At 74.4% G+C, this 14,828-nt stretch carries 13 protein-coding genes and 4 pseudogenes; 6 read left to right on the forward strand and 11 right to left on the reverse strand.

Annotated elements, in window-relative coordinates:
• Positions 1–31: 31 nt before the first annotated feature.
• Complete coding sequence (locus QSK26_RS01935) at positions 32–955, forward strand: LysR family transcriptional regulator (protein ID WP_285773172.1); 924 nt, start codon at positions 32–34, stop codon at positions 953–955.
• Here the strand turns inward: QSK26_RS01935 and QSK26_RS01940 are convergent.
• The 3 genes and pseudogenes from QSK26_RS01940 to QSK26_RS01950 all read right to left on the reverse strand — a co-directional run.
• A complete protein-coding gene (locus tag QSK26_RS01940) occupies positions 910–1,167 on the reverse strand; it encodes an AMP-binding enzyme (RefSeq protein WP_502888663.1) in 258 nt (85 codons plus the stop codon). The genes QSK26_RS01935 and QSK26_RS01940 overlap by 46 nt on opposite strands.
• Before the next feature lie 53 nt (positions 1,168–1,220).
• Positions 1,221–1,331: pseudogene (locus tag QSK26_RS42065) on the reverse strand (DNA-binding protein); the annotation flags it as partial.
• 308 nt (positions 1,332–1,639) lie between these two features.
• A pseudogene (locus tag QSK26_RS01950) lies at positions 1,640–1,984 on the reverse strand (AMP-binding enzyme); the annotation flags it as partial.
• 37 nt (positions 1,985–2,021) lie between these two features.
• Here QSK26_RS01950 and QSK26_RS01955 point away from each other — a divergent pair.
• From QSK26_RS01955 to QSK26_RS01970, 4 genes and pseudogenes are all read left to right on the forward strand, one after another.
• Positions 2,022–2,330 (forward strand): annotated as a pseudogene (locus QSK26_RS01955) (enoyl-CoA hydratase-related protein); the annotation flags it as partial.
• Positions 2,331–2,373: 43 nt separating this feature from the next.
• Positions 2,374–3,621 carry an RNA polymerase sigma factor gene (locus QSK26_RS01960; protein ID WP_285773173.1) on the forward strand — a complete coding sequence of 416 codons (1,248 nt, stop codon included), beginning with the start codon at positions 2,374–2,376 and terminating at the stop codon, positions 3,619–3,621.
• Between the two features lie 190 nt (positions 3,622–3,811).
• Positions 3,812–4,699: a helix-turn-helix domain-containing protein gene (locus QSK26_RS01965; RefSeq protein WP_285773174.1), complete on the forward strand. Its 888-nt coding sequence runs from the start codon at positions 3,812–3,814 to the stop codon at positions 4,697–4,699.
• Positions 4,700–4,802: 103 nt separating this feature from the next.
• The gene (locus QSK26_RS01970; RefSeq protein ID WP_285773175.1) at positions 4,803–7,748 is read left to right on the forward strand and encodes an AfsR/SARP family transcriptional regulator; all 2,946 of its coding nucleotides are present in this window, start codon (positions 4,803–4,805) and stop codon (positions 7,746–7,748) included.
• A gap of 69 nt (positions 7,749–7,817) precedes the next feature.
• Here the strand turns inward: QSK26_RS01970 and QSK26_RS01975 are convergent, their stop codons facing one another.
• The 3 genes from QSK26_RS01975 to QSK26_RS01985 form a co-directional block, all read right to left on the reverse strand.
• The gene (locus QSK26_RS01975; RefSeq protein WP_285773176.1) at positions 7,818–9,098 is read right to left on the reverse strand and encodes an RNA polymerase sigma factor; all 1,281 of its coding nucleotides are present in this window, start codon (positions 9,096–9,098) and stop codon (positions 7,818–7,820) included.
• A 203-nt stretch (positions 9,099–9,301) separates the two neighbouring features.
• The gene (locus QSK26_RS01980) at positions 9,302–9,436 is read right to left on the reverse strand and encodes a hypothetical protein (protein WP_285773177.1); all 135 of its coding nucleotides are present in this window, start codon (positions 9,434–9,436) and stop codon (positions 9,302–9,304) included.
• A gap of 165 nt (positions 9,437–9,601) precedes the next feature.
• A complete protein-coding gene (locus QSK26_RS01985) occupies positions 9,602–10,195 on the reverse strand; it encodes a TetR/AcrR family transcriptional regulator (protein ID WP_285773178.1) in 594 nt (197 codons plus the stop codon).
• Positions 10,196–10,314: 119 nt separating this feature from the next.
• Here QSK26_RS01985 and QSK26_RS01990 point away from each other — a divergent pair, with 119 nt between their 5' ends.
• On the forward strand, positions 10,315–11,097 hold the full coding sequence (locus QSK26_RS01990) for an SDR family NAD(P)-dependent oxidoreductase (RefSeq protein ID WP_285773179.1): 783 nt from the start codon (positions 10,315–10,317) through the stop codon (positions 11,095–11,097).
• Positions 11,098–11,120: 23 nt separating this feature from the next.
• Here the strand turns inward: QSK26_RS01990 and QSK26_RS01995 are convergent, their stop codons facing one another.
• The 5 genes and pseudogenes from QSK26_RS01995 to QSK26_RS02015 all read right to left on the reverse strand — a co-directional run bounded on the left by QSK26_RS01995 (position 11,121) and on the right by QSK26_RS02015 (position 14,816).
• Positions 11,121–11,591 (reverse strand): MerR family transcriptional regulator, encoded by a 471-nt coding sequence (locus tag QSK26_RS01995; protein ID WP_285773180.1) that lies wholly within the window; start codon positions 11,589–11,591, stop codon positions 11,121–11,123.
• A 37-nt stretch (positions 11,592–11,628) separates the two neighbouring features.
• Positions 11,629–11,742, reverse strand: a pseudogene (locus tag QSK26_RS02000) (nitronate monooxygenase); the annotation flags it as partial.
• A gap of 88 nt (positions 11,743–11,830) precedes the next feature.
• Positions 11,831–12,574, reverse strand: coding sequence for a decaprenylphospho-beta-D-erythro-pentofuranosid-2-ulose 2-reductase (dprE2, locus tag QSK26_RS02005; protein ID WP_285773181.1), 744 nt, complete (start codon positions 12,572–12,574; stop codon positions 11,831–11,833).
• On the reverse strand, positions 12,571–13,899 hold the full coding sequence (gene dprE1 / locus QSK26_RS02010; protein WP_285773182.1) for an FAD-binding oxidoreductase: 1,329 nt from the start codon (positions 13,897–13,899) through the stop codon (positions 12,571–12,573). The genes dprE2 and dprE1 overlap by 4 nt, the downstream gene beginning before the upstream one ends.
• Positions 13,896–14,816 carry a decaprenyl-phosphate phosphoribosyltransferase gene (locus QSK26_RS02015; RefSeq protein ID WP_285773525.1) on the reverse strand — a complete coding sequence of 307 codons (921 nt, stop codon included), beginning with the start codon at positions 14,814–14,816 and terminating at the stop codon, positions 13,896–13,898. The genes dprE1 and QSK26_RS02015 overlap by 4 nt, the downstream gene beginning before the upstream one ends.
• Positions 14,817–14,828: the final 12 nt, after the last annotated feature.

Genomic DNA, 14,828 nt, shown 5'->3' on the forward strand with positions numbered 1-14,828 from the left:
ATTGGGGACTTCTCATAGATATGGTTGATACATGCTCGATGTCGTGCGGCTTCGCGTCCTCGAAGCGGTGGCCAGGACCCGGTCGGTGACCGCGGCGGCCCGCGAGCTGCACTATTCGCAGCCCTCCGTCAGCCACCACCTGGCCAGGCTGGAGGCCGAGACGGGGGCCAAGCTGGTCCAGCGGGCGGGGCGCGGCATCCGGCTCACCGAGGCGGGACGGCTGCTCGCCGAGCGGGCCAAGGAGATCCTCGGCCGCCTCGACGCCGCCGAGCACGAGCTGGCCACCCACGTCGGCCTGCGCTCGGGCCGGGTACGGCTGGCCGCCTTCCCCTCCGCCTTCGGCACCTTCGTGCCCGGCGCCGCCGTACGGCTGGCCGCGGAGCACCCGGGGCTCGCGCTCCAGCTCTCCGAGGCCGAGCCGCCCGAGGCGCTGCGCATGCTCCGCGCCGGCTACGTGGACGTGGCGGTCATCTTCCGCTACGACGACACCGCCCCGGAGGAGAACGGCACCCGGGCGATCCCGCTCCTCGACGACCCGAGCCACCTGGTCACCCCGTCCGGCGTGCCCCCGGGCGACCTGGCCGGGCACGCGGCGGGGCGCTGGATCGCGGGCTGCGACCGGTGCCGCAGCCACCTGCTCGACCTGTGCGCGGCGTCGGGCTTCGAGCCGGACATCGCGTTCACCACCGACGACTACGTGGCGGTGCAGGCGATGGTGGCGGCCGGCATGGGCGTCACCGTGCTGCCCGGCCTGGCGCTGGCCGCGCACCGGCATCCGGCCGTGACCAGCGCCGAGCTGCCCGGCTCGACCCGGCAGGTCCTCGCGGTCGTCTACGGCGAACCGCCCGACCCGCCGGGCACCGCCGCCCTGCTGTCCGCCCTGGTCGCCTCCGCGGCGGACGGCGGCGGTCAGGACCGCGCCGCCGCCTCGGCGACCCTCCTCGCCCACCGGTAGTCCGCCTTCCCCGCGGGCGAGCGGACCACCTCGGCCACGAACGCGTAGACGCGCGGCACCTTGAAGCCGGACAGCCGCGCCCGGCAGTGCGCGTCCAGCTCCCGTGCGGTGGGCTCGGCGCCGGGGCGCGGCTCGACGACGGCGGCGACCGTGCTCCCCCAGCGCTCGTCGGGGATGCCGGTGACCACCGGCCCGACCTGGCGGCCCGCCACCGGGGGCGCACCCGCAGCCCCGCGCGCACGGCCTCGGCGGCGCCCGCGTCCACCGCGTGCACCAGCGCGGTGTCCGCGCCGTCCAGCAGGATCAGCGCCCAGGCGAACGGCCGGTCGAACGGGTGCCCCGGACGCGGCGAGGACACCCAGGCCCAGGCCCGCACCGTACCCGCTGGCCCGACCTCGACGTATTCGCCGTTCGCCGTTCGCCGGGTCGCCGTTCGCCGGGTCGCCGGTCACCGGGTCGCCGTTCGCCGGGTCGCCGGTCACCGGGTCGCCGTTCGCCGGGTCGCCGGTCACCGGGTCGCCGGTCGCCGGGTCGTACTCCAGCGGCGGCACCAGCACCCGGCCGCCCGCCGTGCGCACCCCCACGATCCGGCGCTCGCGCAGCTCGGTGAGGAACCGGCCGATCACCGGCCCGGTGCTGCGGGTGTAGCCGCCGGGGAACTCCAGCGTGTGCTCGGCGCCCAGCTCAGATGGCACGGTCGCGCCCCTTCCAGTACGGCTCGCGCAGCTTGCGTTTGAGCAGCTTGCCGTTGGGCTCCCTGGGCATCTCGTCGATGAAGTCGATCGACCGCGGCCACTTCATCGTGGCCAGCCTGCCGCGCAGCGAGCCGATGATCTCCTGTGCCAGCTCCGGGCCGGGGACGGCGCCGGGGGCGGGCTCGACCACGGCCTTGATCTGCTCGCCCCACTCCTCGTCCGGGACGCCGAAGACGGCCACGTCGGCGACCTTGGGATGGATCATGATCTCGTTCTCGATCTCGGCGGGGTAGATGTTGGTCCCGCCGGAGATGATCACGTCGGCCTTGCGGTCGCGGCGTGCGGGCCGGCGTGCTCACCCACGCGTTCGCGTGGACATCCTGCTCACCGGCCGGGCGGTCACCGCCGCGGAGGCGCTGGCCATGGGCCTGGTCAACCGGATCGTGCCGGACGGCCGGGCGCTGGAGGTCGCACTGGAGGTCGCGGCCCAGATCGCCGCCTGCGGACCGCTCGCCGTACAGGCGATCCTGCGCGCCCACCGGGAGACGATCGGCCTGCCCGAGGCGGAGGCGCTCAAGGTCGCGAACGCGATCGGCTGGCCGTTGATCGGCTCGGCGGACGCCGAGGAGGGCGCCCGCGCGTTCCGGGAGAAACGCCCGGCCGTCTACCGGGGCGAGTGACCCCCGTTCGCCGTCCGGGGCGGAGGGCGGCCAGGATGGACGGGTGACATCGGAACAGGCCGTCGAAGAGTTGTTGCGGGAGCTGGCCCCGCAGGTGCTGGGCGTGCTCGTGCGGCGCCACGGCGACTTCGACCTCGCCGAGGACGCGGTGCAGGAGGCACTGCTCGCCGCCGCCGTGCAGTGGCCGCAGGAAGGCGTCCCCGAGGCGCCGCGCGGCTGGCTGATCACGGTGGCCGCGCGCCGGATGGCCGACCAGGTCCGCAGCGAGGAGGCGCGCAGGCGCAGGGAGGCGTCGGTCGCGGCGCAGCGGCCCGAGGATTCCCTCGCGCCCGCCGCCGACGCGGAGACCGCCGCGGACCAGGACGACACGCTCACCCTGCTCTTCCTGTGCTGCCATCCCGCGCTGTCCGCGCCCTCGCAGGTCGCGCTCACCCTGCGCGCCGTCGGCGGGCTGACCACGGCGCAGATCGCGCACGCCTTCATGGTGCCCGAGACGACGATGGGCCAGCGGATCAGCCGGGCCAAGCAGCGCATCAGGGCCGCCGGGGCCGCCTTCCGGATGCCGCCCGAGTCCGAGCGGGCCGAGCGGCTGCGGGTGGTCCTGCACGTGCTCTACCTGATCTTCAACGAGGGCTACACCGCCACCTCCGGCCCGGAGCTGCACCGCGCCGAGCTCACCGGGGAGGCGATCCGGCTCACCCGGGCGCTGTGCCGGCTGCTGCCCGGCGACGCGGAGACCGGCGGCCTGCTCGCGCTCATGCTGCTCACCGACGCCCGGCGACCGGCCCGCACCGGCTCCGACGGGCAGCTGATCCCGCTCGCCGAGCAGGACCGGGACCGGTGGGACCGGGAGCTCATCGCCGAGGGCGTCGCGCTCGTCAGCGCGTCGCTGTCCCGCGCCCCGCTCGGCCCCTACCAGCTCCAGGCCGCCATCGCCGCCGTGCACGACGAGGCGGAGCGCGCGGAGGACACCGACTGGCCGCAGATCCTCGCGCTGTACGAGCTGCTCAACCGGGTCTCGCCCAACCCGATGGGCACGCTCAACCACGCCGTGGCGGTGGCGATGGTGCGCGGCCCGCGCGCCGGGCTCGACCTGCTGGCCCCGCTGGACGCCGACGACCGGCTGGCCGGGCACCACCGGCTCGACGCGGTACGCGCCCACCTGCTGGAACTCGCCGGCGACCTGGCGTCCGCCCGCGACGCCTACGCCCTCGCGGCCCGCCGTACGGCCAGCCTGCCCGAGCGGCGCTACCTGGAGTCCCGGGCCGCCCGTCTCGTACCGGGGCGGTAGCGCGCCGAGGGCTCCGCCCACGCGGTACCCTCAACACTTTCGGTCATTTTGGTCAACTACATGCACGTGCATCTGCATAGGCGGAATAGAAGATTGTATGCACAGCCATCTGCACGTGCATCAGCGTGCCGTGAGGACTACTGTGTGCAGAGACCACATGCCGGGACCGTGAATTTCAGGAGAAGTCGATATGGCGGAGCAGGAGGAGAGCGCCGACGGGCTCCCCAGGCAGGCGAATGCCGGGCCCACCGCACTGCGCATCCAGGTGGGCGGCCACCTGCGCCGCCTGCGCGAGCACGCGCACATCTCGCGGGAGGACGCGGGCTGGGCGATCCGGGCCAGCGAGTCCAAGATCAGCCGCCTGGAGCTGGGCCGCAGCCCCTTCAAGGAGCGCGACGTCGCCGACCTCCTCACCCTGTACGGCGTCGCCGACGACGACGAGCGGGCCAAACTGCTCGACCTGTCCCAGCAGGCGAGCCGGCCCGGCTGGTGGCACCGGCACAACGACGTCCTGCCGCACGGGTTCGGCACCTACCTCGGCCTGGAGGAGGCCGCCTCGGTGATCCGCGTCTACGAGTCGCACACCGTCCCCGCCCTGCTCCAGACCAGGGACTACGCCCGCGCCCGCACCAGGTTCATGCTCCAGGACGCGACCGGCGCCGAGATCGAGCGCCTCGTGGACATCCAGCTCCGCCGGCAGCGGCTCCTCACCGAGCCGGGCGCCCTGCGGCTGTGGGCGGTGCTGGACGAAGCCGCGCTCCGCCGCCTCGGCCCCGACTCCCCGGTGATGCGCGAGCAGCTCGACCACCTGATCCACATGGGCACGCTGCCCAACGTCACCATCCAGATCGTCCCGTTCGCCACCGGCACGTTCGCGCTGTCCGGCCAGTCCTACACGGTGCTCCGCTTCGCCGAACCCGACCTGCCCGACGTGGTCTTCCTGGAGCAGCCGGCCGGCGTGCTCTACATGGACAAGCGCGAAGAGGTCGAGACGTACCTGAGCACGATGGAACGGCTGGCCGACGCCGCCGCCGGCCACGACGACAGCGCCAAGATGATCACCTCGCTCCTCGGCTAGGTCACCTCCGGGTCACTCGACAGTCACGCAGAGCCATGTCATGATGACGGTGAGTGCATGCCTCACCACGTGAAGTCGTCTTGACTCGGCTTGGACAGGGGCGATGGGTTTCGAGTTCGGGATTCTGGGACCGCTTGAGGTGTCACGCGACGGCACCCCGCTGGCGATCGACGCGGCCAAGCAGCGGGTGCTCGTGGCCTCGCTGCTGCTCGACGCCAACCGGGTCGTCCCGGTCGAGACGCTGGTGGCCCGGCTGTGGGGGGACGACCCGCCGGGCGGGGTCCGCAACACCCTGCAGAACTACGTGCTGCGGGTCCGGCGGCTGCTGGGCGGCACCGGCGCCGAGTGCCCGCTGCTGTCCCGGCCCGGCGGCTACCTCCTGCGGGTGGCCGAGGGCGCGCTCGACCTGCACCGCTTCGACGCCCTGGTGGGCCGCGCCGCGGACGCCGACGACCCGGAGCGGGCGGCGGCGCTGCTCGGCGCGGCGCTCGCGCTGTGGCGCGGGGAGCCGCTGGCCGGCCTGCCCTCCGAGCGGCTCCAGCAGGAGGTGGCGCCCGCCCTCGCCGAGCGCCGGCTGACCGCGGTCGAGGCCAGGATCGAGGCCGAGCTGCGCCTCGGCCGGCACCGCAACCTGCTCCCCGAGCTGCGCGAGCTGACCGGGGCGCACCCGCTCCAGGAGCGCTTCTGGGCCCAGCGCATGCTGGCGCTCTACCGGTCGGGACGGCAGAGCGAGGCGCTGCACTGCTTCCACGCCGTCGGCGAGCTGCTCGCCGAGGAGCTGGGCGTCGACCCGGGCGAGGAGCTGCGCCGACTGCACCAGCGGATGCTCACCGCCGACCCCTCGCTGAACGGCCCGGTCGTGTGCCGCGGCGTCGAACAGGTCACCGGCAACCTGCCCGCCGAGATGACGACGTTCGTCGGCCGCGAGCGGCAGCTCGCCCAGGCCGGGCAGCTGCTGGAGACCTCCCGGCTCGTCACCCTGACCGGCGTCGGCGGCGTGGGCAAGACCCGGCTGGCGCTGCGCACGGCCGCCCAGGTGTCCGCCGCCTTCCCGGACGGCGTGTGGCTGGTGGACCTCGCCCCGCTCACCGAGCCCGGTCTGCTGGAGCTGGCCGTCGCCGAGGCCCTCGGGCTGCGCGACCAGTCGGCCCGGCCGGGCGTGCAGATCCTCGTCGAGCACCTGCGCGGCAAGCGGGTGCTCCTGGTGCTGGACAACTGCGAGCACGTGGTGGCCCCGGTCGCCGCGCTGACCGGCGCCCTGCTGCGCGCGCTCCCCGGCCTGCGGGTGCTGGCCACCAGTAGGCAACGCCTCGGCGTGCAGGGCGAGCACGTGCTGACCGTGCCGCCGCTCACCGTGCCCGGCCCCGGCGACGACGGGTCCTCGCCCATCGGTTCCGAGGCCGTGCGGCTGCTGGCCGACCGGGCCGTGGCCGCCGCCCCGGGCTTCCGGATCACCGACGACAACCGGGAGGCCGTCGTCCAGCTGTGCCGCCGGCTCGACGGCATCCCGCTCGCCGTCGAGCTCGCCGCCGTACGGCTGGGCACGCTGTCCGTGGCGGAGATCCTGGAGCGGCTCGACGACCGGTTCCGGCTGCTGACCGGCGACCCCGACCCGCCCGCCACCCCGCGCTACCAGCGCACCCTGCAGGGCGTCGTCGACTGGAGCCACGAGCTGTGCACCGAGCAGGAGCAGTGGCTGTGGGCCCGGCTGTCCGTCTTCGCCGGCGGTTTCGACCTCACCGCGGCCGAGGTCGTGTGCTCCGGCGACGGGATCGACCGGAACGACGTCATCGACCTGCTCGCCGGTCTCGTGCACAAGTCGATCGTCATCGCGCGCACCGGCGCCGGCCGCAGCCGCTACCGGCTGCTGGAGACCATCCGCCAGTACGGCGGGCGGCGGCTGCACGGCCTCGGCCAGGACGCGGCGCTGCGGCACCGGCACCGCGACCACTACCAGGGCCTCGCCGCCGGGGCCGCCGCCGACTGGTGCGGCCCGCGCGAGGGCGAGTGGCTGTCCCGGCTGCGCCGCGAGCTGCCCAACCTGCGGGCGGCGATGGACTTCTGCGTCACCTGGGAGGGGCAGGCGCGGTCCGGCCTGGAGATCGCGGTGAACCTCACCCGGGCCCAGTGCTGGTTCTTCTGCGGTACGCCCGCCGAGGGGCGGCACTGGCTGGAGCGCACGCTCGCCGCGCAGCCCCGCTCGCCCGACGCCCTGCGCGCGAGCGGCGCCGCGCTCGTCACCTGGATCGCGCTCAGCCAGGGCGACCGCCGTGCGGCCGACGTCTTCCTCGCCGACTGCCGCGACCTCGCCGACCGCCTCCCCGGCGACAACCTCGCCACCACCGGGGCCGCCACTGGGGCCACCGGCGCGGGCACCGGCACCGGCGTGGGCACCGGCACGGCCGTCAGCGCGGCCGTTGAAGCGGGCACCAGCGTGGCCACCGTCACGCTCGGGGAGGGCGCCCACGCGATGCTCGCCGAGGGGGATCCGCGGGCCATCGAGCTGCTGGCGCGGGCCAGGGACCGGTTCCGGCTCGAAGGGGAGGTCGGCGACCACCACCTGAGCACGCTGCTGTGGGCGATGGCCGCGGCGTTCCTCGGCGACCGGGACACCGCGCTCGCCGCCGGGCGGGAGTACCTCGCCGAGGCGGAGGCGCACCAGGCGGCGTGGGCCATCTCCTGGGCGCTGTGGGGGCTGGGGCTCGCCGAGCTGCGGCACGGCGACCCGCACCGGGCCGCGCGGCTGTTCCGCGACTCGGTGCGCCGCCAGCGCGACCTGGACGACCGCTGGTCGCCCACCTGGGGCGTCGAGGTGCTCGCCTGGACGGCCGCGGCGACCGGCGACCACGACCAGGCCGCCCGGCTGCTGGGCGCGGCCCACGCCCTGCGCCGCTCGTTCGGCGTCATGCTCGCCGAGCCGTTCCACCGGGCCCACCTCGACGCCGACGGCCTGGTCCGCAAGGCCCTGGGCGCCGAAGCCTACGCAACCGCCTTCAAACAGGGCGCCGGCGCCGACGACCCCATAGCCCTCGCCCTCACCACAAACTGACCCACCACCCACCCTCACCACAGGCTGACCCTGGATTCCGCCCTTGGCTTCCGGGGGGTAGTGAGGGGTTCAGGGGGCAGGGTGGGTGCAGGTGGCGGCGCGGTTGAGGAAGATCGTGCGTTCGCGTTCGTTCCTGGTGAGAGCGGCGGCGCGTTCGAACTCGCGGCGTGCCTCCGCCATCCGGCCGAGCCTGGCCAGCAGATCCCCGCGGACGGCGGGCAGCATCGCGTACCCTTCCAGGGCTCGCTCGGCGGACAGGGCGTCGGCGAGCGCCAGGCCCGCGGCGGGGCCCTCGGCCATGCCGACCGCGACCGCCCGGTTCAGCTCCACCACCGGCGACGGCGAGACCCACGCGAGGACCGCGTAGAGCGCGGCGATCCGCCCCCAGTCGGTGTCCCGCGCCGTGTGCGCGCGGGCGTGGCAGGCGGCGAGCGCGGCCTGCAACGCGTACGGGCCGAACGTGCCGCCCAGCGCCTCGGCGCGGGCCAGCGCGGCCAGGCCGCGGCGGATGAGCAGCCGGTCCCACAGCCTGCGGTCCTGGTCGAGGAGCAGGACGGGCTCCCCTGCGGGGCCCAGCCGCGCCCGCATGCGCGACGCCTGGATCTCCATCAAAGCCACCAGGCCGTGCACCTCGGCCTCCCCCGGCATGAGGCCGGCGAGGACCCGGCCGAGCCGCAGCGCCTCCTGGCACAGGTCGGGCCGCGTCCAGTCCGGCCCCGCGGTCGCCGCGTACCCCTCGTTGAAGATCAGATAGATGACCTCCAGCACGGATCCGAGCCGGTCGGTCAGCTCGGCAGGGGCGGGCATCTCGAAGGGCACCTTCTTCGCGGTGAGGGTGCGCTTGGCGCGGACGATCCGCTGGGCGACGGTCGGCTCGGCGGCCAGGAAAGCCCGCGCGATCTCGTCCGTGGTCAGGCCGCCGAGCAGCCGCAGGGTGAGCGCCACCCGGGCCTCGGTGGACAGCACCGGGTGGCAGGCCGTGAAGATCAGCCGGAGCAGGTCGTCGCCGATGTGGTCGTCGAGTCTGGCATCCGTCTCCGCCTCCCGGGTGTCCTGCCTGGTCTCGTACTCGCGGCCGAGCTCCTGGAGCTTGCTCTGGTAGCGGGTCCTGCGGCGCAGTTGGTCGATCGCGCGGTGCTTGGCGGTGGCCATGAGCCAGGCGCCCGGGATGTCCGGTACGCCGTCCTCCGGCCACCGTTCCAGGGCGATGACCAGCGCGTCCTGGGCGAGTTCCTCGGCGAGGCCGACGTCGCCCACGACCCGGGCCAGCCCGGCGATCAACCGGGCGGACTCGATCCGCCACACCGCCTCGACGGCCTTCCGCGGATCAGCCCCACCGGAACCATCCACCTCACCAGGCCCACCGCCCGAACCACCCACCTCGCCGGGACCACCCCCAAGACCACAGCCTGAGCCACCCACCTCGCCAAGACCACCGCCGGGACCACCGCCAGGCCCACCGCCTGAGCCGCCCGCCTCGCCAAGACCACCGCCGGGATCACCCGCCGCCGCAGTGTCCCCGCCTGGACGCCCTTCCGTACCCCGGTCGGCGGTCAAGAGGGGGCTCCGAAGTCCATCGGCGCGCCGGACCCGGCCGTCTCCTCGCCGAGCCCCGCGATCGCCGCCGTCAGCTCGGGCGGCGGCGGAGACGTGGTGCGGACGGCCTTCAAGGTGACCAGGTGTCGCATGGTGCCGCCTTTCCTCCGCGGCCCGCGGTGCGTTCGCCGGGGCCGACGACGTTCTGCGTGAAAGGGCGGCCATGCCGTGCAGTTCCCCTCTGTCGCGTGCGGATCGGCCGCCGTCTACGCCTCGAACGGGGGAGCGCGGATTCGACATCCGTCCGGGAGGTTTTCTCAGGCCCGCAGGGCGGCGTCGTGCGGGGCGGCGCCGAAGCCGCGGAGCAGGGTGTCCACGACGCGGGTGGCGAGGGCGTCGATGTCCGTGTCGTCGAGTTCGTGGCCCTGGGTGACCTCGAAGATGAGGGCGTAGTAGACGCGGCGACACCAGACGGGGTCGATGTCGGCGCGCAGGGCGCCCACGGACTGCGCGCGGCGGATCAGCCGGTCGCACCCTTCGAGGACGTCGGCGTGCACGCGGGCCACCTCGGGACTTGCCGAGGCGGCCCGGCCCAGCGCGTACCGCCAGCCGATCTTGACTCGGAGCACGTTGGCGGTGACCTGGTAGAGGGCGACCAGGGGCGGGGCGGTGTCCGGCCGGGCGGCGGCGACTGCGGCGGCGAACTGGTCGGCGGCCCACGCGGCCAGCGCTTCGACGAGCGCCTCGCGGGTGGCGAAGCGGCGGTGCACGGTGGTGCGGGCGACGTGCGCGGCCTCGGCGATCTGCTCCATCGTCGCCGCGGGGTTGCCGGAGAGCACCCGCTCGGCGGCTTCCAGGATCGCCCGCACGGTCCGCTCGGAGTCGGCGCGAAGCGCTCGCGGCTGAGTCATCCACTCCCCCTCTGAACTGGTGGCACAGGATACACCTGGACGCAGAGTTGCATCATCAATGTTGCGACTACTACGGTTGTCGCATCGCAAATGAACCGACTTGTGCCAAGGGATACGCCATGGATCTGCAGTTGACCGGCAAGACCGCCGTCGTGACCGGTGCCAGCCGGGGCATCGGCCTGGCCACCGTCACCACGCTGGTCGGCGAGGGGATGCGGGTGGTCGCCGCCGCCCGCACGATCACCCCCGAGCTGCGCGAGTCGGGGGCGTTCACCGTCGCGGTGGACCTGACCGGCGCGGACGGCCCGCGGCGCCTGATCGACGCCGCGCTCGCCGAGCTGGGCGACATCGACCTGCTCGTCAACAACGTCGGCGGGGGCGACGGGAGCGGCGTCGGCGGCATCCTCGACTTCGACGACCGGCTCTGGCACGAGATCTTCGACCTGAACTTCTTCGCCACGGTCGGCGTCACCCGCGCCGCCGTGCCCAGCCTCGTACGGCGGCGTGGCGCCGTCGTCAACGTCTCCTCCAACGGCGCCCGCGTCCCGCACGCCGGCCCCGCCCCCTACACCACCGCCAAGGCCGCCCTGACCGCCTTCGGCAAGGCCCTCACCGAGGAGCTCGGCCCGCAGGGGGTGCGGGTCAACACGGTCTCCCCCGGCCCGGTGCGCACCGCCCTGTGGCAGTCCCCCGACGGGTACGGCGCCGGGCTCGCCACCGCGATGGGGCTGCCGCTGGAGGACCTCCTCGCCGGGCTCCCGTCCGCGACGGGCATGGTCACCGGTCGTCTCGTCGAACCCGCCGAGGTCGCCACGCTCATCGCCTACCTGGGCTCCCCGCTGGCCGCCAGCGTCACCGGCGCCGACCACCTCATCGACGGCGGCTCGGTCAAGACGGCCTGAGAACCGCCGGGCGACGCGCGGGCCTACCCGACTCGCGGGGCGGACGGGGCCGGCAGGGTCGGCGGGGCCGACGGGGCCGACGGGGCTAGCGGGGTGGGGAGACGCACGCGGTCGCGGACCGCCCGCCGGAAGTTCGGGCAGCGGGTGATGTCGTCGTGTTCGCAGTTCAGGGCGCGGTCGATGAGGTCGAGCGAGATCTGCGCCTCGGCGATCCTGCGGGCCAGCCCGGCACGGTGCCGGCGGAAGACCTCCCGCCGGGAGGCCGGGTCGGATGCGGTGAGCATCTCCCGGATGTCCTCCAGGCCGAGCCCCGCCTCCTTGGCCCGCAGGATGATCGCGACCCGGTAGAGGTCGGCGTCGCCGTACCGCCGCCGCCCGCCGGCCACCCGGACCGGCGCGAGCAGGCCCACCGACTCCCAGTGGCGCAGCACATGGGTCGCCAGCCCGAAACGCGCCGCGACGTCCCCGATGGTCAGTTGCGCGCTTGACTTCATGCCGACATTAAGTCGCATCCGTGCCCGCATGGTCACCGCCGAGCACGCCCATGCCACCGGCGCGGCTGACCGCTGCGACGACGTCTCGGCAGTGACTGAACGCGAAGATCGGAAACTCGATCCCGAACATGTCCGTGACACGTGTCCGCATGGCCTGAGCGTAGGCGGCACTCCAGCCAACTGCAACGCGTTCTACCGACGATGGCCAGTACGGCAGGCAGTACGACCGAGAACGTGTTTCACCTGGGTAGTCTGCGCCAGATCGCCCGCGGGAGCAGGCGCATGACGGCGAAGACGGGGCGCAGCTTCGACGGGACCCAGACGACCCCGGCGTCCGCGCGCAGCCCGGCGGCCACGGCGCGGGCGACGGCGTCCGGCGTGGTGGCCATCGGGGCGGCGGGCAGGCCGGCGGTCATCCTGCCGCGCACGAACCCCGGGCGGACGATCATGACACGGGCTCCGGAGCCGTGCAGCGCGTCGCCGAGTCCCTGGGCGAAGCCGTCCAGCCCGGCCTTCGCGGCGCCGTACACGAAGTTGGCCCGGCGGACCCGCACCCCGGCGACCGAGGAGAGCACGACGAGCGTGCCGTGGCCCTGTTCGCGCAACAGGCGGGCGGCGTGCAGCCCGGCCGAGACGTGCCCGGCGAGGTTGACGCCGACGGACTCGGCGGCGGCCTGCGGGTCCTCCTCGTAGGCCGCCTGGTCGCCGAGCACGCCGAAGGCGGCGATGACCACGTCGAGATCGCCGGCGAGCTTGACCGCCGCGTCGAACACCGCGCCGTGCCCGGCCGGGTCGGCCGCGTCGAAGTCCAGGTGGTGGACCTCGGCGCCGCCGAACGCGGGAGCCGGTGACGGACCGGGGCGGGAGGCAAGGATGATCTTGCGGGCGCCTTCGCGGGCGAGGCGCCCGGCGATGGCCAGGCCGATCTCGCTGCGCCCGCCGAGCAGCAGCACCGTGTCCACGGAGCCGAGGGCGTTCTTCACAGGTCCAGTCTCCTCGCCAGGTCGGAGCGGAACACGCCGGTCGGGTCGGCCTGTTCGCGCAGGGCACGCCACTCGTCCAGGCGCGGGTACATCTCGGCCAGGGCGGCTGCGCTCAGCCGGGAGTCCTTGGCGAGGTAGACACGGCCGCCCGCGTCGGCCACCCACCGGTCGCACAGCCGCAGCAGCGCGGCCAGGCCGGGCCGCCCGGCCGGGATGTCCAGCGCCAGCGTCCAGCCGGGCATCGGGAAGGACAGCGGGCCGGGCGTGCCGGGGCCGAAGCGCTTGAGCACGGTCAGGAACGACACCACGCCCTCGGACGACAGCCGGGCCACGATCCGCCGCAACGTCGCCTCCCCGCCGGACGGCACGACGAACTGGTACTGCACGAACCCGCGCGAGCCGTACATCCGGTTCCACCCCTGGACGCCGTCGAGCGGGTGGAAGAACGGCGCGACACCCTGGATCAGGCCGCGCCTGGCCTGGGGCGCCCTGCGGTACCACGCCTCGTTGAAGGCGCGGACGGTGACCGGGTTGAGCAGGCCGCCGGGCGCCCACGGCGGGGCCTTGAGCCGGGCGGCCGGGGCGAAGGCGAGCGGGTCGCGCCCGGCGGGCACGTCGGCGCGGCGCGCGTGGTCGCCCCGGGTGAGGACGCTCCTGCCGGTGTGCCTGCCGGTGGCGAGCAGGTCGATCCAGGCCACCGTGTAGCGGTAGCGGTCGTCGGTGGCGGTCATCACCGCGAGGGTCTCGTCCAGGTCGCCGGTGCGCTCGACGTCCACCCGCATCCACGAGGACTCGACGGGCACGCAGGCGAAGGTCGCCTCGGCGATGACCCCGGTCAGGCCCATGCCGCCGGCCGTCGCCCAGAACAACGGGTCCCGCGGGGTGAGCGTCACGGCACGGCCGTCCGCGGTGACCAGCGTGAGCGAACGGACGTGCGCGGCGAAGGAGGAGTCGGCGTGGTGGTTCTTGCCGTGCACGTCGGCGGCGATCGCGCCGCCCACCGTGACATGCCGGGTACCGGGGCTCACCGGGACGAACCAGCCACGCGGCAGCAGGCCGGTCATCAGGTCGTGCAGGCTCACTCCCCCGGCGGCGGTGACCAGGCCGGTCGCCTCGTCGAGGGTCCAGGAGCGCAGGTGGGTGCAGTCCAGCACGAGGCCGCCGGCGTTCTGGGCGGCGTCGCCGTAGGAGCGGCCGAGGCCGCGCACCGCGACCCCGCGCCCGGGTGCGCGGGCGAGGACGGCGGCGAGGTCCGCGACGGTGCGGGGCCGGGCGACGGTGGCCCGGGTGGGCGCGGTACGGCCCCAGCCGGTCAGGAAGGTCATCGCAGCCCCGGTACGTAGATCGCCAGGATGAGCAGCAGCAGTTGCGCGGCGACGAACAACTGCGTGGGCCGGTCGCGCAGCGCCAGCTCCTCCGGCTCCTCGCCGTGCCCCTTGTCCACGAGAAGATTGTGCCGCAGGACGACGAGGACGAACGGCACGATGCTGACCGCGTAGAGGACGCCGGGATGCTCGTTCAGCGCCCACAGGCAGTAGGTCACGATCATGGCGCCCGAGCACAGGGTGCGCACCTGGGCCAGGTAGCCGGGGCTGTAGTGGGCGAGGGCGGGCCGGGTGCCCGCGGCGCCGTGCGCGCGCAGCTCGACCTCCCGTTTGCCCGCGATGAGCTGGAGCGAGCCGAGCGAGATCACCACCAGGAACCAGCTCGTCACCGGCACCCCCACGGCGACCGCCCCGGCGAAGGCGCGGAGCACGTGGCAGCCGGCGACGGCCACCATGTCGACGACCGGCTGGTGCTTGAGCCAGACCGTGTAGAGCAGGGCGAGCGCGATGTAACCGGCGACGACGGCGGGCAGCCGCCAGTCCCCGGTCAGCGCGGCCAGCGCGGGGGCGAGAAGGAGCAGCGCCGTGCCGGCGACCCGGGCCAGCCGTACGGAGACCGCGCCGGAGGCGACCGGCCGGAACCGCTTGCGCGGGTGCAGCCGGTCGGCCTCGGCGTCGGCGGCGTCGTTGAGCAGGTAGGTGCCGCTCGCGGCGAGGCAGAACGCGGCGAAGGCGACGAGCACGGCCAGCACTCCGGAGAGGGTGTCCAGCACCCCGGCCGCGACGGGCGCGGCCAGGACCAGCGTGTTCTTCACCCACTGCCGGGGCCGTAACGCCCGGACGAACGCGCGGGCCCGCCCCGCGCGCACGGTGCGGACGTCCGCGGAGCGTACGGCTTGCCGGGTGGCGTCCCGCATACCCTTCATGTC

The organism is Microtetraspora sp. NBRC 13810, from assembly GCF_030268685.1.
Taxonomy (GTDB): Bacteria; Actinomycetota; Actinomycetes; order Streptosporangiales; family Streptosporangiaceae; genus BSRQ01.